The organism is Burkholderia sp. ABCPW 14 (assembly GCF_001523835.1).
Taxonomy (GTDB): Bacteria; Pseudomonadota; Gammaproteobacteria; order Burkholderiales; family Burkholderiaceae; genus Burkholderia; species Burkholderia mayonis.
Genome location: NZ_LOVS01000193.1, coordinates 82,453 through 100,151, shown reverse-complemented (window position 1 = coordinate 100,151; position 17,699 = coordinate 82,453). Strand labels below are relative to the sequence as shown.

The 17,699-nt window shown below is 68.0% G+C and carries 14 protein-coding genes and 1 pseudogene; 3 read left to right on the top strand and 12 right to left on the bottom strand.

What is annotated here, in order from left to right; all coding sequences use genetic code 11:
- Positions 1–105: 105 nt before the first annotated feature.
- Positions 106–1,515: an MFS transporter gene (locus WS62_RS28840; RefSeq protein WP_066578243.1), complete on the top strand. Its 1,410-nt coding sequence runs from the start codon at positions 106–108 to the stop codon at positions 1,513–1,515.
- A 106-nt stretch (positions 1,516–1,621) separates the two neighbouring features.
- Positions 1,622–3,010 carry an adenylosuccinate lyase gene (purB, locus tag WS62_RS28835; protein ID WP_066578236.1) on the top strand — a complete coding sequence of 463 codons (1,389 nt, stop codon included), beginning with the start codon at positions 1,622–1,624 and terminating at the stop codon, positions 3,008–3,010.
- A 109-nt stretch (positions 3,011–3,119) separates the two neighbouring features.
- On the opposite strand, the gene WS62_RS28830 is transcribed toward purB, so the two are convergent.
- The 4 genes from WS62_RS28830 to edd all read right to left on the bottom strand — a co-directional run bounded on the left by WS62_RS28830 (position 3,120) and on the right by edd (position 7,734).
- Complete coding sequence (locus WS62_RS28830; protein ID WP_066578233.1) at positions 3,120–3,641, bottom strand: gluconokinase; 522 nt, start codon at positions 3,639–3,641, stop codon at positions 3,120–3,122.
- Positions 3,642–3,654: 13 nt separating this feature from the next.
- Positions 3,655–5,016: a GntP family permease gene (locus WS62_RS28825; RefSeq protein ID WP_066578231.1), complete on the bottom strand. Its 1,362-nt coding sequence runs from the start codon at positions 5,014–5,016 to the stop codon at positions 3,655–3,657.
- Positions 5,017–5,234: 218 nt separating this feature from the next.
- Complete coding sequence (gene eda, locus WS62_RS28820) at positions 5,235–5,861, bottom strand: bifunctional 4-hydroxy-2-oxoglutarate aldolase/2-dehydro-3-deoxy-phosphogluconate aldolase (RefSeq protein ID WP_066578228.1); 627 nt, start codon at positions 5,859–5,861, stop codon at positions 5,235–5,237.
- 19 nt (positions 5,862–5,880) lie between these two features.
- Positions 5,881–7,734: a phosphogluconate dehydratase gene (gene edd, locus WS62_RS28815; protein WP_066578225.1), complete on the bottom strand. Its 1,854-nt coding sequence runs from the start codon at positions 7,732–7,734 to the stop codon at positions 5,881–5,883.
- 297 nt (positions 7,735–8,031) lie between these two features.
- Here edd and WS62_RS28810 point away from each other — a divergent pair, with 297 nt between their 5' ends.
- Entirely contained in the window at positions 8,032–8,952 is a 921-nt protein-coding gene (locus WS62_RS28810; RefSeq protein WP_066578222.1) for a MurR/RpiR family transcriptional regulator, read from the top strand.
- Between the two features lie 339 nt (positions 8,953–9,291).
- Here the strand turns inward: WS62_RS28810 and WS62_RS28800 are convergent, their stop codons facing one another.
- From WS62_RS28800 to dapB, 8 genes and pseudogenes are all read right to left on the bottom strand, one after another.
- The gene (locus WS62_RS28800) at positions 9,292–9,714 is read right to left on the bottom strand and encodes a CopD family protein (protein WP_082716100.1); all 423 of its coding nucleotides are present in this window, start codon (positions 9,712–9,714) and stop codon (positions 9,292–9,294) included.
- A gap of 16 nt (positions 9,715–9,730) precedes the next feature.
- Complete coding sequence (locus WS62_RS28795; protein WP_066578216.1) at positions 9,731–11,002, bottom strand: glutamate-5-semialdehyde dehydrogenase; 1,272 nt, start codon at positions 11,000–11,002, stop codon at positions 9,731–9,733.
- Positions 11,003–11,153: 151 nt separating this feature from the next.
- Positions 11,154–12,242, bottom strand: coding sequence for a DNA polymerase III subunit delta (gene holA, locus WS62_RS28790; RefSeq protein WP_066578213.1), 1,089 nt, complete (start codon positions 12,240–12,242; stop codon positions 11,154–11,156).
- Positions 12,243–12,287: 45 nt separating this feature from the next.
- Entirely contained in the window at positions 12,288–12,839 is a 552-nt protein-coding gene (locus tag WS62_RS28785) for an LPS-assembly lipoprotein LptE (RefSeq protein WP_059470753.1), read from the bottom strand.
- 41 nt (positions 12,840–12,880) lie between these two features.
- On the bottom strand, positions 12,881–15,475 hold the full coding sequence (gene leuS / locus WS62_RS28780; RefSeq protein WP_066578207.1) for a leucine--tRNA ligase: 2,595 nt from the start codon (positions 15,473–15,475) through the stop codon (positions 12,881–12,883).
- A gap of 176 nt (positions 15,476–15,651) precedes the next feature.
- Positions 15,652–16,113: pseudogene (locus tag WS62_RS28775) on the bottom strand (ExbD/TolR family protein); the annotation flags it as partial.
- A gap of 36 nt (positions 16,114–16,149) precedes the next feature.
- Positions 16,150–16,857, bottom strand: a complete 708-nt coding sequence (locus WS62_RS28770; protein WP_066578203.1) for a MotA/TolQ/ExbB proton channel family protein — start codon at positions 16,855–16,857, stop codon at positions 16,150–16,152.
- A gap of 20 nt (positions 16,858–16,877) precedes the next feature.
- Positions 16,878–17,675 (bottom strand): 4-hydroxy-tetrahydrodipicolinate reductase, encoded by a 798-nt coding sequence (gene dapB, locus WS62_RS28765; RefSeq protein WP_066578293.1) that lies wholly within the window; start codon positions 17,673–17,675, stop codon positions 16,878–16,880.
- Positions 17,676–17,699 lie beyond the last annotated feature (24 nt).

Here is a 17,699-nt window from a genome sequence, read left to right as displayed (position 1 = left end):
CATAAAGCTTGCGGAACAGCGTGCCGGCCTGTTTCGCGCATCGCGAAGCGGCTTTTCGCCCCTTTCCACCATCCGCCGTCGACCGGCATACGCGAGGCTTCACCGATGGATACTTTGCGCACCTCCCTCCGGAGCGGCAACTGGCGCTCGCTTCTGGCGTGCTTCCTCTACTTCGATACGGGCTTCACCGTCTGGGTGCTGTACGGCCCGCTCGCGCCGTTCATCAGCAAGGACATCACGATGACGGCCGCGCAACAGGGCTTCCTCGTCGCGGTGCCGGTGCTCGCGGCGGCCATCCTGCGCGTCACGCTCGGCAACCTGTATCAGTCCGCCGACGGCCGGCGCATCTCGCTGATGGGCGTGCTGCTGTCCGCCGTGCCCGCCGTCGTGCTGCCGCTCCTGCCCGGCACGCCGTCGTACACGCTGCTCCTCGTGCTCGGCGTGTTCCTCGGGATCGGCGGCGCGAGCTTCGCGGTCGCGCTGCCGATGGCGGGCAGCAGCTATCCGCCGAAGGTGCAGGGCCTCGTGCTCGGCCTCGCCGCGGCAGGCAACATCGGCGCGGTGCTCGACGGCTTCATGTTCCCGCACATCGCGGCCGCGCTCGGCTGGAAGTTCTCGACGGCGGCCGCGCTGCCGCTGCTCGCGATCGCCGGCTTCGCGCTCTTCGCGTGGGCCGACGACCGCGGCGAGAAATCGGGCAGCGCGAAGCGCGCGTTCGGCGCGTTCGCGCTCACGCTCGTCGGGCTGATCGCGCTCGTGCTCGCCGTGCACGAAGGCGTGTTCGGCGCAGGCAAGACGGGCGTGCTGCTGCTCCCCGTGATGGGCGCGCTCCTCGCGATCGCCGTGCTGCCCGGCCGCTACCGCTCGGTGCTCGCCGAGCGCGACACGTGGGTCATCATGCTGATCTACAGCATCACGTTCGGCGGCTTCGTCGGGATGTCGTCGTACGTGACGCTGCTCCTCACGACGCTCTACCAGATGCCGAAGATCGAAGCGGGCCTCTTCATGTCGCTGCTCGCGTTCCTGGGCGCGATCGTGCGCCCGTTCGGCGGCCACCTCGCCGACCGCGTCACCGGCGTGCGCGCGCTGATGGTTATCCTCGCGGCGATCGCCGCCGCCGACTTCGCGTTCGCGGCCGTGATGCCGCCGCTCGCGGGCGGAATCGCGCTCCTCGTGTGCCTGTACATCGCGTTCGGCCTCGGCAACGGCTCGACGTTCCAGCTCGTCCCGCACCGCTGGAAAGGCAAGACGGGCCTGCTGTCCGGCATCGTCGGCGCGGCGGGTGGCGTCGGCGGCTTCTATCTGCCCGTCGTGATGGGCATCGCGAAGGAAAGCACGGGCAGCTATCAGCTCGGCTTCGCGACGTTCGGCGCGCTGTCGACCTGCGCGCTCGTCGCGCTCGCCATGCTGCGCGCGCAGTGGCTGCGCTGGGCGTCGCCCGAGCTCGCGGCGGCCGCCGAGCCGGCGGCCGGAACCGGGATGCCGATCGGCGGCGCGGCACGCGTCGGCGACTGAGCTTTTTCGATGACGGCGCGCGGCGGCCGGGCGGCCGCGCGCCGATGGTAAAATTCGCGGTTCTCCCCTTCACGTTTGAACCGCGGCCGCGAGCCTAAGCCCGATCATGTCCGACACCCGTCCCGATACCCTTTTCGCCCTCACCGCGCTCTCGCCCATCGACGGCCGCTACGCCAGCAAGACCGAAGCGCTGCGCGACTGGCTCTCCGAGGCCGCCTTCATGCGCCACCGCGTCACCGTCGAAGCGCACTGGCTGATCGCGCTGTCGCGCGCCGGCTTCGCCGAAGTGCCGCGCTTCTCGGAAGCCGCCGAGCAGTTCCTGCTGCAACTCGTCGAGCGCTTCACCGCGCACGATGCCGCGCGCATCAAGGAAATCGAGCGCGTGACGAATCACGACGTGAAAGCCGTCGAGTACTGGCTGAAGGAATCGGTCAAAGGCCAGGCCGAGCTCGAGAAGGCAAGCGAGTTCATCCACTTCGCGTGCACGTCGGAAGACATCAACAACACGTCGCACGGGATGATGCTCGCCGGCGCGCGCCAGCATGTGATCCTGCCCGCGCTGCGCACGGTCCACGGCCGCCTCGTCGCGCTCGCGCACGCGCACGCCGAGCAGCCGATGCTGTCGCGCACGCACGGCCAGCCGGCCAGCCCGACGACGCTCGGCAAGGAAATCGCGAACGTCGCCGCGCGTCTCGCGCGCGCGATCGAGCGGATCGAGAAAGTCGAGATCCTCGGCAAGATGAACGGCGCGGTCGGCAACTTCAACGCGCACCTGTCCGCGTATCCGGAGTTCGACTGGGAAGCGTTCTCGCGCGACGTGATCGAGAACCGCCTGAAGCTCACGTTCAATCCGTACACGATTCAGATCGAGCCGCACGATTACATGGCCGAGCTGTTCGACGCCGTCTCGCGCGCGAACACGATCCTGCTCGACCTCGACCGCGACGTATGGGGCTACATCTCGGTCGGCTACTTCAAGCAGAAGACGAAGGCGGGCGAAATCGGCTCGTCGACGATGCCGCACAAGGTCAACCCGATCGACTTCGAGAATTCGGAAGGCAACCTCGGCCTCGCGAACGCGACGCTGCGCCACCTCGCCGACAAGCTGCCGGTGTCGCGCTGGCAGCGCGACCTCACCGATTCGACGGTGCTGCGCAACATGGGCGTCGCGCTCGGCTATTCGCTGCTCGCGTATGACTCGCTGATCCGCGGCCTCGACAAGCTCGAGGTGAACCCACAGCGCCTGAACGAAGACCTCGACAACTGCTGGGAAGTGCTCGCCGAGCCGGTGCAGACGGTGATGCGCCGCTACGGCATCGAGAACCCGTACGAGCAGTTGAAGGAGCTGACGCGCGGCAAGGGCATCACGCGCGACGCGCTGCAGCAGTTCGTCGGCACGCTCGCGATCCCGCAGGAGGCGAAGGAACGCCTGCTCGCGATGACGCCCGCGTCGTACATCGGCAAGGCGGTCGAGCTCGCGAAGCGCATCGCATAACGCGTCACGCGCGTCGACGACGCCATGAGAAAGGCGCCCCGCGGGGCGCCTTTCTTGTTGCTGCGGCTGCAGCGATCGGCAGCGGCGGCCGCGATGCGGCCGCACGCCGTCACTGCTGCTGTTGTTGCTGTTGCTGCCGCTCGCCGCCGAGCTGGCTCATCACGCGATCGACGATCTCGTCGGGCGTGAGCTCGATGCCGACCTCGATCGCCTCGTCCGGGCCCGGCTCCTCGAGCGTGTCGAGCTGGCTTTGCAGCAGTGACGGATCGAAGAAGTGTCCGGTGCGCGACTTCAGCCGCTCGCGCAGCATGTCGAACGAGCCCTTCAGATAGACGAAGCGCACATCGCGATCGTTGCCGCGCAGGATGTCGCGATACGCGCGCTTGAGCGACGAGCACGTGAACACGGCCGTCTCTCCCGCGCGCTGCTTCGCCTCGATGGCGTCGCGGATCGACTGGAGCCACGGCCGGCGGTCCTCGTCGGTGAGCGGAATCCCGTGGTGCATCTTTTCCTTGTTGGCGGCGCTGTGAAACGCGTCGCCGTCGGTATAGCTGCACGACAGGCGTTCCGCGAGCATCTCGCCGATCCGCGACTTGCCCGCGCCCGACACGCCCATTGCGATCAGAATCATTGCCTACCCCTTGTTACAGAACCGCGCTCAGCACCAGCGTAAACGTCAGGCCGAGCAGCGAGATGATCGTTTCGAGCAGCGTCCAGGTCTTGAACGTCTGGCCCACGGTCATCCCGAAATATTCCTTGATGAGCCAGAAGCCGCCGTCGTTCACGTGCGAGAAGATCAGCGAGCCCGATCCCGTCGCGAGCACCAGCAGCTCCGGCTTGACCGTGACGCCCGACGCCGCCGCGATCGGCGCGACGATGCCGCAGGCGGTCGTCATCGCGACGGTGGCCGAGCCCGTCGCGAGACGGATCAGCGCCGCGACGAACCAGCCGAGCAGGAGCGGCGACAGGTTCGCGTGCGTCGCGGTCGCGACGATCTGCTGCGAGATGCCGCTGTCGCGCAGGATACCGCCAAAGCCGCCGCCCGCGCCGACGATCAGCGTGATGCCCGCGATCGGCGCGAGGCATTCGCCGCAGAACTTCTGGATCTGGTCGCGCTTGAAGCCCTGCAGCTTGCCGAACGTGAAGAAGCTCACGAGCACGGCGATCAGGAGCGCGACGTCCGAGTTGCCGGCGAAGCGCAGCAGATTGTTCGGCAGCGACTTCGGCGCGAAGACGAGATCGGCCCAGCTGCCGACGAGCATCAGCGCGACGGGCAGCAGGATCGTGAACAGCGTGATGCCGAAGCCCGGCAGCTCGCGCTGCTCGCCCGGCGCGCGCGTCTCGACGAATTGCGCGGCGAGCGGGTTGTTTTCCGGCAGCTTCACGAATTTCGAGATCGTGAGCGCGAAAAGCGGACCGGCGACGATCGCGGTCGGCACGCCGACGATGAGGCCGTACGCGATCGTCTTGCCGATATCGGCGCCGTATTGCTGGACGGCGAGGAGCGCCGCCGGATGCGGCGGAATCAGGCCGTGCACGACGGACAGGCCCGCGACCATCGGCAGGCCGACGACGAGGAGCGACTTGCCGGTGCGCTTCGCGACGTTGAACGCGATCGGGATCAGCAGCACGAAGCCGACTTCGAAGAAGACCGGCAGGCCGACGATGATCGCGACGAACATCATCGCCCAGTGAATGTTCTTCTCGCCGAACCAGTCGATCAGCGTGGTCGCGATCCGCTCGGCGCCGCCCGACTCGGCCATCATCTTGCCGAGCATCGTGCCGAGACCGACGACGATCGCGATATGGCCGAGCGTGCCGCCCGTCCCCGCTTCGAATGATTTCACGATCTTGTCCATCGGCATGCCGACCGCGAGGCCGAGACCGAGCGACACGATGATGAGCACGAGGAACGGATAGACCTTGTAGCGCGCGATCATCAGGATCAGCACCGCGATCGCGATCACGGTGTAAATCAGCAGCATGCTGCCTTGGACAGCCCCCATGTAGCACTCCTCCTTGGGATTATCGGGCCGGACGCGGCGAGCCGCCGTCCGACTATGCAGGTCTCCGAAACGAGGCGGTCGCCCGCCCGTCAGGACGCTGAATTTTACTTTTGTTTAACGGGCTGCGATAGAACCGGTTCCATAAGCAAAAACCCTCGAAAACAACCAGATCGATTGTTTCATTCGAGGGTTTTCCGCGTGCGCCCACTCGATTGCGTTCAGCGTGCAAGGCGGCTCGCGGCCTGCGCGAGGCGCGTGACCGCCGCCCAGTCCTGCGCGGCGAGCGCCGCCTTCGGCGTCAGCCACGAGCCGCCGACGCACACGACGTTCGGCAGCTTCAGGAAGTTGGGCGCGGTCTCGGCGGTGATGCCGCCCGTCGGGCAGAACCCGAGCGTCGGGAACGGGCCGTGGAACGCTTGCAGCATCGGCACGCCGCCCGCCTGCTGCGCGGGGAAGAACTTGACGATCTCGTAGCCGAGTTCGAGCGCGACGATGATGTCAGTCGGCGTCATCACGCCGGGCAACAGCGGCAGCCCGGCGTCGACGGCCGCCTGGTGCATCTCCTTCGTGAGGCCCGGCGACACGCCGAACTTCGCGCCCGCCTGCTTCGCGAGCGCGCACTGCTCGGGCTTCGTGATCGTGCCGACGCCGACGACGATGTCGTCGGCAAGCTCGCTCGCGCGCCGGATCGCTTCGAGGCCGGCTGCCGTGCGCAGCGTGATCTCGAGCACCTTCACGCCGCCCGCGTGGAGCGCGCGCGACACGTGTTCGCCCTGTTCGGCTGAATCGAACGCGAGCACCGGAATCACCGGGCCCAGCTTCACGATCTCGCTAATCGTCTTCATCAATGCGACTCCTTTTCGCTTATACGGTGACGTGGGCCGCTTCGCCCACCAACGCGCCGAACACCGACGCGCCCTGTTCCGCCGGCGCGGCCGCCGCGCGGAACACGCCGAACAACTCGCGGCCGAAGCCGACTTCGTTTTCCGCCTGATGCGCGGGCTGCGCGACCGCGCGCGCCGCCCACTGCGCGTCGTCGATGGCGACGTCGAGTATGCCGGCTGCCGCGTCGATCATGATCGTATCGCCGGTTTGCACCTTGCCGAGCGGGCCGCTCAAGAGCGCCTCGGGCGACACGTGGATCACGGCCGGCACCTTGCCCGACGCGCCGGACATCCGGCCGTCCGTCACGAGCGCGACGCGAAAGCCCTGGTCCTGCAGCACGCCGAGCAGCGGCGTGAGCCGGTGCAGCTCCGGCATCCCGTTCGCGCGCGCGCCCTGGAAGCGCACCACCGCGACGAAATCGCGCGTCAATTCGCCCGCGTCGAACGCGGCCTGCACCGCTTCCTGCGAATCGAACACGATCGCCGGGGCCTTCACCTGGCGGTGCTCGGGCGCGACCGCCGAAATCTTGATCACGCCGCGGCCGAGACGCCCCTGCATCAGGCGCAGCCCGCCGTCCGGCTGGAACGGTGCGTCAATCGGCCGCAGCACCTTGTCGTCGGCGCTCGCGTCGACGCCCGGCACCCACGTCAGCTTGCCGTCGATGAGGCGCGGCTCGTGCGTATAGTGCGCGAGACCCTTGCCCGCGACCGTCGTCACGTCTTCGTGCAGCAGCCCGCCTTCGAGCAGGTTGCGCACGAGGAACGCGATGCCGCCCGCCGCGTGGAAATGGTTCACGTCGGCCTTGCCGTTCGGATAGATCTTCGCGAGGAGCGGCACCGCGGCCGACAGCGCGTCGAAGTCGTCCCAGTCGATCAGGATGCCCGCCGCGCGCGCGATCGCGACGAGGTGCAGCGTGTGGTTCGTCGAGCCGCCCGTCGCGAGCAGCGCGACGATCCCGTTGACGATCGCCTTCTCGTCGATCACGTGGCCGATCGGCGTGTAGTTGCCGCGCTCGACCGTCAGATCGAGCGCGCGGCGCGCGGCTTCGGCCGTCAGCGCGTCGCGCAGCGGCGTGTGCGGATGAATGAACGCGGCGCCCGGCAGATGCAGCCCCATCACTTCCATCAGCATCTGGTTGCTGTTCGCGGTGCCGTAGAACGTGCAGGTGCCGTGGCCGTGATACGCGGCCGATTCCGCTTCGAGCAGCGCGTCGCGGCCGACCTGGCCGGTCGCGAACTGCTGGCGGATCTTCGCCTTGTCGTCGTTCGAGAGGCCGCTCGTCATCGGGCCCGCCGGCACGAAGATCGTCGGCAGATGGCCGAACTGCAGCGCGCCGATCAAGAGGCCCGGCACGATCTTGTCGCAGATGCCGAGACAAAGGGCCGCATCGAACATGTTGTGCGTGAGCGCGACCGCCGTGCTCATCGCGATCACTTCGCGCGAGAAGAGCGACAGCTCCATCCCCGGATTGCCCTGCGTGACGCCGTCGCACATCGCCGGCACGCCGCCCGCGAACTGCGCGACGCCGCCGCGCTCGCGTGCGGCCGCCTTGATGATGTCGGGAAAGTTCTTGTACGGCGCGTGCGCGGACAGCATCTCGTTGTACGCCGACACGATGCCGATGTTCGGCTCGCGGATCGCCTTGATCGCAAACTTGTCGTTGCCTTCGAGGCCCGCGAAGCCGTGCGCGAGGTTCGCGCACGACAGCGCGCCGCGCGCCGGAAAGCGGCCTTGCGCGGCGTCGATGCGAGCGAGATAGGCTTGGCGGGTCGGTCGGCTGCGCGCGATCACGCGCTCGGTGACGGACGCAAGAGTGGGGTGCAGCGTGGCCATGCTGGGCGCTCCTCACATGAGCCGGGCGAGGCCGGCAAGCTGGAATCGTGGGGACGTCCGATTCGGCGGACGAACGGCGCGAGTTTAGTAGAAAAACTACATGCCCGCAATCTCGCAACGCAGCAAGAGAATCGATAACGAAACGCTATGGCCTATAAATACCGGATAATTTGTTAGCGTTAACCCTGATCCATCGCAACTTTCGCCACTTGAATCGCTAGAAAATTCTTGTAGATTTTCTACAAAACTATCGCGATACTAGCGCCCATTCCGTCATTCCACGCGCCCTTTCGCACCATGCTCCCCCGTATCGAGGCAATCCGCGCCCAGCTCCGCCCGTCCGAGCGCAAGCTTGCCGACTTCGTGCTCGCCGCGCCGCGCGAGGTGCTTGATCTGTCGATGACCGAGCTGGCCGCCTTCGCGGGCGCGAGCCAGCCGACGATCGCGCGCTTTTGCCAGGCGCTCGGCTGCAGCGGCTTTCGCGAGTTCAAGATCCGGCTCGCGCAAAGCGTCGCGCCGGGCGTCGCGTCAGTCTATCGCGACGTCGAGCCCGACGAGCGCGCGCCCGGCATCATCGGCAAGGTGTTCGATCGCACGATCGGCGCGCTGATCGAGGTGCGCAACAGCCTGTCGGCGACGAGCGTCGCCGATGCGATCGAGCTGCTGTCGCGCGCGTCGCGGATCGAGTTCTATGGGGCGGGCGGCTCCGGCATCGCCGCGCAGGACATCCAGCACAAGTTCTTCCGGCTCGGCGTGCCGAGCGTCGCGTATTCGGATCCGCACACGTTCTCGATGTCGGCGGCGCTCCTCGGCGCGAACGACGTCGTCGTCGCGATCTCGAACACCGGGCGCACGCGCGACATCGTCGACGCCGCGCGCGCGGCGCTCGCGTGCGGCGCGAAAGTGATTTCAATCACGCACAGCCACTCGCCGCTCGCGCAGCTCTCGACAGTGAGCCTCGCGTCGAACGTCGCCGAGGAAACCGACGTGTTCTCGCCGATGACTTCGCGGATGTCGCATCTCGCGATCGGCGACATCCTCGCGGTCGGCGTCGCGCTGCGGCGCGGCCCCGAACTCGTCGACCGGCTCGGCCGCGCGAAGGAGGCGATCACGCGGCGGCGGATCGGCGTCGATGCGAAAGCGGCGAAGGATGCGCCCAAGGAAGCGGCGAAGAACGCGGTAAAGATCGCGCGAGACGTCGAGGGCGTGAAAGGCTAGGCGGCGCACACGCGAGAACGATTCCGACGCGCGGCTGTGAGCTGTGAGCTGTGAGCCGTGAGCCGTGAGCCGTGAGCCGTGAGCCGGAGCCGGAGCCGGAGCCGGAGCCGGAGCCAGAGCCAGAGCCAGAGCCAGAGCCAGAGCCAGAGCCAGAGCCAGAGCCAGAGCCAGAGCCGGAGCCAACAGCCCGACAGCCATGCGACGCGCGCCACCGCCACTTCGCCCGACGCGATTTCCCAACGAAAAACCCCGGCCGCAGGGACCGGGGCTTTCTAGACGGCGAATCCGCCGAAACCGTGACAGGTCAGCGACAGCGGCCACGCCGCCCGCCGCCCGCGCTCAGAACGGCTTGATCACCGCGAGCGCGACGGCCGCGAGCATCCCGAGCACCGGCAGTTCGTTGAACACGCGATACCACTTGTCCGAGCGGCGGTTCTCGCCGCGCTCGAACACCTTCAGCAGATGCCCGCAGTACGCGTGATACACGATGAGCAGCAGCACGACCGCGAGCTTCGCGTGTATCCATCCCTGCCCCTGTCCGATGCCGATCACGAGCCACAGCCACAGGCCGCACGCGAGCGCCGGCACCGCGATGATCGTCATGAAGCGGAACAGCTTGCGCGCCATCGCGAGCAGACGCCGGACCGCGGCGGGATCGGTCTCCATCGCAAGGTTCACATAGATGCGCGGCAGATAGAAGAGCCCCGCGAACCACGACGCGATCAGCACGATATGGAAAGTCTTGACCCAGAGCATAGCCATCGATCGGTCGCCTCCGTCACTGACGCCCTTCGCCGTGCCCGAGCACCACGTACTTCAGCGACGTGAGCCCTTCGAGCCCAACCGGGCCGCGCGCGTGTAGTTTGTCGTTCGAGATGCCGATCTCCGCGCCGAGGCCGAACTCGAAGCCGTCGGCGAAGCGCGTCGACGCGTTCACCATCACGCTCGCCGAATCGACTTCGCGCAGGAAGCGCATCGCGCGGTCGTGATCTTCGGTGACGATCGCGTCGGTGTGATGGGAGCCGTAATGATTGATGTGCTCGATTGCCGCATCGATGCCGTCGACGATCTTGATCGCGAGCACGGGCGCAAGATATTCGGTGCGCCAATCCTCCTCGGTCGCGTCGACGAGCGGGCCGACGCCCGCCGCCTCGAGCACCGCGCGCGCGTCCGGATCGACGCGCAGCTCGACGTCCTTGTCGCGATACAGCCGGCCGAGCGGCGACAGCACGGCGGGCGCGATCCCGCGCGCGACGAGCAGCGTCTCCATCGTGTTGCACGTGCCGTAGCGGTGCGTCTTCGCGTTGTCGCAGACGGTGAGCGCCTTCGTCAGGTTCGCGCGATCGTCGACGTACACATGGCAGATGCCGTCGAGATGCTTGATCATCGGCACGCGCGCCTCGTTGATCAGGCGCTCGATCAGGCTCTTGCCGCCGCGCGGCACGATCACGTCGACGTACTCGATCATCGTGATCAGCTTGCCGACCGCCGCGCGATCGGCGGTCTCGACGACCTGCACCGCGTCCTGCGGCAGCCCCGCGGCCTCGAGCCCCTCGCCGATCAGCTTCGCGAGCGCGGTGTTCGACTCGAGCGCTTCTGAGCCGCCGCGCAGGATCGTCGCGTTGCCGGACTTGAGACACAGCGCGGCCGCGTCGATCGTCACGTTCGGCCGCGATTCGTAAATGATCCCGATCACGCCGAGCGGCACGCGCATCTGGCCGACCTGGATGCCGCTCGGCCGGTACTTGAGGTTGCTGATCTCGCCGATCGGATCCGGCAGCGTCGCGACCTGGCGCAATCCTTCGATCATCGTCTTCAGCGCCTTGTCGGACAGCGTCAGGCGATCGACGAACGCCGCGTCGAGGCCCTTCTCCTTCGCACGTGCGACGTCGCGCGCGTTGGCCGCCTTCAGTGCGTCGGCGTCGCGCTCGATCGCCCGCGCGACCGCTTCGAGCGCGGCGTTCTTCGCAGCGGTGGACGCGCGCGCGATTGCGCGCGAGGCACGCCGCGCGCGGCGGCCGACGTCCGTCATGTACTGATCGATATCCATCGTGAGACTCGCAATGCAAGCCGCGTCGAGCGGCGGAAAAACGATTGTCGGAATACCGGCCGCAGGCCGGGCGCCGTGCACCGCGCCGGCAACCGCGCGGCGACGCGCAGCCGCCCCATGCCGGATTGTAAGCGCCGGCGCGAAAGCGCGCTCAGGCTGGCCGGCGCGGCATGTCGCCGCCTGGTCCGGCCGTGCGCGCGACCGTCATCGCGAGCTGGAACAGGCCGTCCCACGGGTCAGGCGGCGGCTCGCCGCGCGCCGGGCCGCGCGACACCGCGGCGAGCCCCTTGACCTGCCGGTCGAGCCGCGCGGCGAATGCGAGCGCGTGCTCGAGCTCCGCTTCGGACACGCGCGAGAGCGCGGGCCCGACGAGCCGCTCGCGCGGCCCCCACACGCGGTTCTCGCGCACGAGCACGGCAAGCGGCTTGCCGGCCGCGACGCCGCGCTTGATCTTGAGCAGCGTGCGCAGTTCGTCGACGACCGCCCACAGCACGAGCACGAGCGCCTCGCCCTCGCCTTTCAGGCCGTCGATCATCCGCGCGAGCCGCGCGGCGTCGCCCGCGAGCATCGCTTCATTGAGCTTGAACACGTCGTAGCGCGCGACGTTCAGCACCGCATCCTGGATCTGCTCGAACCTCAGCGTGCCGGCCGGATACAGCAGGCCGAGCTTCTGAATCTCCTGGTGCGCGGCGAGCAGATTGCCCTCGACGCGCTCGGCGACGAACGCGAGCGCGCGCCGTCCGTCCTCGCCCGGCGCGACCCGCTGGCCCTGCAATGCGAGCCGCTGGCCGATCCAGTTCGGCAATTGTGCGCGGTCGACCGGATCGACCTTGAGTGCAACGCCCGCGTTCAGGAGCGCGGTGAACCACGCGGATTTCTGCGTCGCCGAATCGAGCCGCGGCAGCGTGACGAGCATCAGCACGTCCGGATTGTCCGCGCCGGCGAGCGTCTTCAGCGCGTCGGCGCCGTCCTTGCCGGGCTTGCCGGACGGAATCCGCAGCTCGACCAGTTGCCGGTCGCCGAACAGCGACATCGCCTGGCTCGCGCCGATCAGCGTGCTCCAGTCGAAGCCGCGCTCGACGGTATGCACCGAGCGCTCGGTGAAGCCCGCCGCGCGCGCGGCCGCGCGGATCCGGTCGCACGCCTCCTGCGCGAGCAGCGGCTCGTCGCCATAGACGACGTACAGTCCGGCGAGCCCTTTCGCGAGATGCGGCTCCAGCGCGTCAAGTCGCAGTTGCATCGGTTCCTGCGCTCATCGTTGAACAAGACATGGAAAACGCGGCGATCACAGCGGCGGCGGCGGCAGCGGCGCGCGCGGCGCGACAGCCGGCACGCCCTGGCCCGGCTCCGGATGCAGCGAGCGCACGATCGCGAGACGGCGCATCAGCTGATCGATCGCGTCGTTCTGCATGTCCGCGAACAGGATCTCGGACTCCTGCGCCTTCGCGTTCGTGTACTGCGCGCTGTACGTCATCGCGCGGTTGAGCGCGATCGTGCTCGGCGGGATCAGCGCGGTGCCGTCCTTGCCGAACAGCGTGTAGTTCAGCGAGTAGTTGAGCTGGTACTCCTGGACCGTGCCGAACCGGTCGAGCGTCAGCGTGCCCTGCCCGCGCGACTCGGACACGTTCAGCACCGCGTCCGCCTCGTCGGCCGTCTTGACGAGCTTCGTGTCGCTGCCGGCCTCGACGAGGCGCGTGAGCCGCGCCGCCGCGGCGGGCGGCGCACCGGCGATGAACAGGCGCTTGAACGCGTAGTCCTGCTGCCCGCGCAGCTTGAAACCGCACGCGGACAACAGCACCGCGCTGCCCACGAGCATCAAAAACGATCTGCGGATCACCTTCGCTCCTTGCTGATGCGTGCCTGCGCCGCCGTGCGCCGTCAGACGACGACGTTCACGAGACGACCGGGCACGACAATGATCTTCTTCGCCGGCTTGCCTTCGGCGAACTTCGCGAACATCTCGTCGGCGACCGCCGCCGCCTCGATCGCGTCGCGGGTCGCGTCCTTCGCGACCTTCAGTGCGCCGCGCACCTTGCCGTTCACCTGCAGCACGAGCTCGATCTCGGCCTGCTCGAGCGCGGCTTCGTCGACCTTCGGCCACGGCGCGTCGAGGATCGGACCGAATTCGTCCGCGTAGGCGAGCACCTTCCACAGCTCGAACGTGATGTGCGGCACGACCGGATACAGCACGCGCAGCAGCACGCCGTAAGTTTCGCGCAGCACGGCGGGCGTCGCGCCCTTCGCGGCTTCGAGCGCGTTCAGCATCTTCATCGCGGCCGACACGACCGTGTTGTACTGCAGACGCTGGTAGTCGAAGTCGGCTTGCTTCAGCACGCCGTGGATCTCGCGGCGCAGCGTCTTGTCAGCTTCGCCGAGCTGCGCGGCGTCGAATGTCGCGCGCGCGGCGAGCGCGTCGCCGTTCGCATGGCCGAAGCCCCACGCGCGGCGCAGGAAGCGGCTCGCGCCTTCGACGCCCGCGCCCGACCATTCGAGCTGCTGCTCGGGCGGCGCCGCGAACATCGTGAAAAGACGTGCGGTGTCGGCGCCGTAATGATCGATCAGCATCTGCGGATCGACGCCGTTGTTCTTCGACTTCGACATCTTCTCGATGCCGCCGAGCACCACCGGCTGGTCGTCCGACTTCAGCACCGCGCCGATAGGCCGGCCCTTGTCGTCGAACGACACGGTGACGTCGGCCGGGTTGTACCAGGTCTTCTTGCCCGACGCGTCCTCGCGATAGAACGTCTCGTTGAGCACCATCCCTTGCGTGAGCAGGTTCTTCGCCGGCTCGCCGAATTTCACGAGGCCGAGGTCGCGCATCACCTTCGCCCAGAAGCGCGAGTACAAGAGATGCAGGATCGCGTGCTCGATGCCGCCGATGTATTGATCCATCGGCATCCAGTAGTCGGTGCGCGCATCGACCATCGTCTCGGCGTCCGGCGCCGCGTAGCGCGAGAAGTACCACGACGAATCGACGAACGTGTCCATCGTGTCGGTTTCGCGCTTCGCGGCCGCGCCGCATGCCGGGCACGTGCAGTTCACGAACGCTTCGGACTTCGCGAGCGGGTTGCCCGTGCCGTCCGGCACGAGGTCTTCCGGCAGCACGACGGGCAGATCCTGCTCCGGCACCGGCACGTCGCCGCACGACGGGCAGTGGATGATCGGAATCGGCGTGCCCCAGTAGCGTTGGCGCGAAATGCCCCAGTCGCGCAGGCGATACGTGACCTGCTTGTCGCCGAAGCCGCCCGCCTTCAGGTCGGCCGCGATCGCGTCGACGGCCGCTTCGTATGCGAGGCCGTTGTACTTGCCGCTGTTCACGCAGACGGCGCGCGTCTTGTCGCCGTACCATTCCTGCCAGGCGTCGGTCGAGTACGCCTCGCCGGTGACCTCGATCACCTGCTTGATCGGCAGACCGTACTTCTTCGCGAACGCGAAGTCGCGCTCGTCGTGCGCGGGCACGCCCATCACCGCGCCTTCGCCGTAGCTCATCAACACGTAGTTGCCGACCCACACCTCGACGGACTCCCCCGTCAGCGGATGCGATACCGTAAAGCCCGTTGCGACGCCCTTCTTCTCCATCGTCGCGATGTCGGCCTCGGCGACGCCGCCGCGCTTGCATTCGTCGATGAACGCCTGCAGCTCGGGCAAATCCCGCGCGAGATGCGACGCGAGCGGATGCTCGGCCGCGATCGCGCAGAACGTGACGCCCATGATCGTGTCGGCGCGCGTCGTGAACACGCGCAGCAGCTTCTTCTCGCCGTCGAGCTCGTACGGGAAGCCGAAGTTCACGCCGAAGCTCTTGCCGATCCAGTTCTGCTGCATGATCTTCACGCGCTCGGGCCAGCCGAGGCCGTCGAGATCGTTCAGCAGCTCGTCCGCGTACTGCGTGATCCGCATGTAGTACATCGGGATCTCGCGCTTCTCGACGAGCGCGCCCGAGCGCCAGCCGCGCCCGTCGATCACCTGCTCGTTCGCGAGCACGGTCTGGTCGACCGGGTCCCAGTTCACGGTGCCCGTCTTCTTGTACGCAATGCCCTTCTCGAGCATCTTCAGGAACAGCCACTGGTTCCATTTGTAGTAGTCGGGCTTGCAGGTCGTGACCTCGCGCGACCAGTCGATCGCGAGACCCATCGACTGCATCTGCTTCTTCATGTACGCGATGTTGTCGTACGTCCACTGCGCGGGCGGCACGCCATTCGCCATCGCGGCGTTCTCGGCCGGCATCCCGAACGCGTCCCAACCCATCGGCATCAGCGTGTTGTAGCCGTTCATCCGCAGATAGCGGTACATCACGTCGTTGATCGTGTAGTTGCGCACGTGACCCATGTGCAGCTTGCCGGACGGATAAGGCAGCATCGACACGCAGTAGAACTTCTTGCGCTCCGTGTCCTCTTTCGAACGGTAGACATCGGCTGCGCGCCAGTCGCTCTGGGCGGCGGCTTCGACGTCGGCGGGTACGTATCTTTCGTGCATGGTTATGGTTCGGGCTGGGCGTTGAGCGGCGCGCGACGCGATGAGCCGAGCGCACGCGCGCTCGAGTGGATCGAAAGTCGCGCTTCCCCGGCGGCCGGGGGCGGCGCGGGGAAAACGTCGATTATACCGTCCGAGCCGGCCGGCAAGGCCGTCCGCGCAGCGGGGGGCGGTGATCAGCGCGGCGCGGACGGCGCGAGCGGCGATTGCGGCTGCGGCGACGGCCGCGCGGACGCGTCGGTGACGAAGCCGATCCGTGCGATGCCCGCCCGCTGCGCCGCGCCCATCACTTGCGCGATCGTGTCGTAGCGGGTGTCGCGTGCGGCGCGCAGATGCAGCTCCGGGTCCTTGCCGCCCGCCGCCGCGTCGCGCAGCCGTGCGGCGAGCGCGTCGGACGCGACGGGCGCGTCGTCCCAGTACAGCTTGCCCGCCGCATCGATCGACACCGTGATCGTCTCTGGCGTCTCGCGCGCAGGCGCCGCCGCGACCTTCGGCAAATCGAGCCGGATCGCGTGCGTGAGGAGCGGCGCCGTGATGATGAAGATGACGAGCAGGACGAGCATCACGTCGATGAGCGGCGTCATGTTGATGTCCGCCATCGGCTGCGATGTGTGCTGGTGATCGAGTCCGCCGAACGCCATGCCGCCCTCCTCGCTGGATCGGGATCGAAACGCCGCCTAAGCGGTGGCGGCCGAGTCGGCGGCCGGGGTGGCGGCCGGCTCGCCGCAGACGAATACGTGCAGATCGCGCGCGAAGCCGTCGAGCTCCTCGACGAGCTGGCGCACGAGCCGCCCGAGAATGTTGTACGCGAGCACCGCCGGAATCGCGACGACGAGGCCGAACGCGGTCATGATGAGCGCCTCGCCGACCGGGCCGGCGACGTTCTCGATCTGCGCCTGCCCGCTCGCCGCGATGCTGCCGAGCGCGTGATAGATCCCCCAGACCGTGCCGAGCAGGCCGACGAACGGCGCGGTACTGCCGATCGACGCGAGCAGCACCTGGCCGAACTCGAGCCGCCGCTGCGACGTGCGCAGCGCGTGGCGCAGCGCGCGCAGCACCCGCTCGCCGCGCTCGACGCGGGCGGCGAGCGCCTGCGGCTCGGTGCGCGACGCGATGTCGGCGTCGCGCGCGGCTTCCGCGAGCGGCGCGAACACACGCTCCTTGTCGGTCGCGCGCAGTGCGGCGATCCCGTCGTCGAGCGTCGCCGCCCGCCAGAACGCGGCGAGCGCGGCAGGCCCCTGGCGCTTCGCGCGCACGAGCACCCACGCCTTCACGAGCAGGAAGCACCAGCTCGCGACCGACATCGCGAGGAGCACGTACGCGACCGCGTGCGTGACCGCGTCGCCGCTCTCGAGGTAATGGAGGATGCCGGTCGGGGTCGCCATCGGTGCCCGCGGAGTGACGCTCAGCGCAGGCCGAGCACGTCCTGCATGTCGAAGAAGCCGGTCGCGTGGCCGGCGAGGAAGCGCGCCGCGCGCAGCGAGCCCTGCGCATACGACACGCGGCTCGCCGACTTGTGCGTGATCTCGATGCGCTCGCCGATGCCGGCGAAAAGCACCGTGTGGTCGCCGACGATGTCGCCGCCGCGGATCGCCGAGAAGCCGATCGTCGAAGGATCGCGCTCGCCCGTCACGCCGTGGCGGCCGTAGACCGCGCAATCGTCGAGCGAGCGGCCGAGCGCGGTCGCGATCGTCTCGCCCATCATCAGCGCGGTGCCGGACGGCGCGTCGACCTTGTGCCGATGGTGCGCCTCGATGATCTCGATGTCGTAGCCCTGCGCGAACTGCTTCGCCGCGAATTCGAGCAGCTTTGTCGTGACGTTCACGCCGACGCTCATGTTCGCCGAGAACACGAGCGCGATCTTCTCGCCCGCCGCGCGCAGACTCTCCTTCTGCGGCTCGCTGAAGCCCGTCGTGCCGATCACGAGCTTCACGTCGTGGCGCAGCGCCGCGTCCAGGTGGACGAGCGTGCCTTCGGGGCGGGTGAAATCGATCAGGTAGTCGGCCTCGGCGCACACGCGCTCGATATCGTCGGTGAGCGCGACGCCGGTTTGCGTGCCGAGGAACGCGCCCGCGTCCTGGCCGAGCTGCGGCGAACCCGCGCGGTCGAGCGCGCCGACGAGCGTCGCGTCGGGTGCGGCGAGCACCGCCTCGATCAGCATCCGGCCCATCCGGCCCGATGCACCAGCAATCGCAATCTTCATGGACGACATGCGCTACCTGCTACG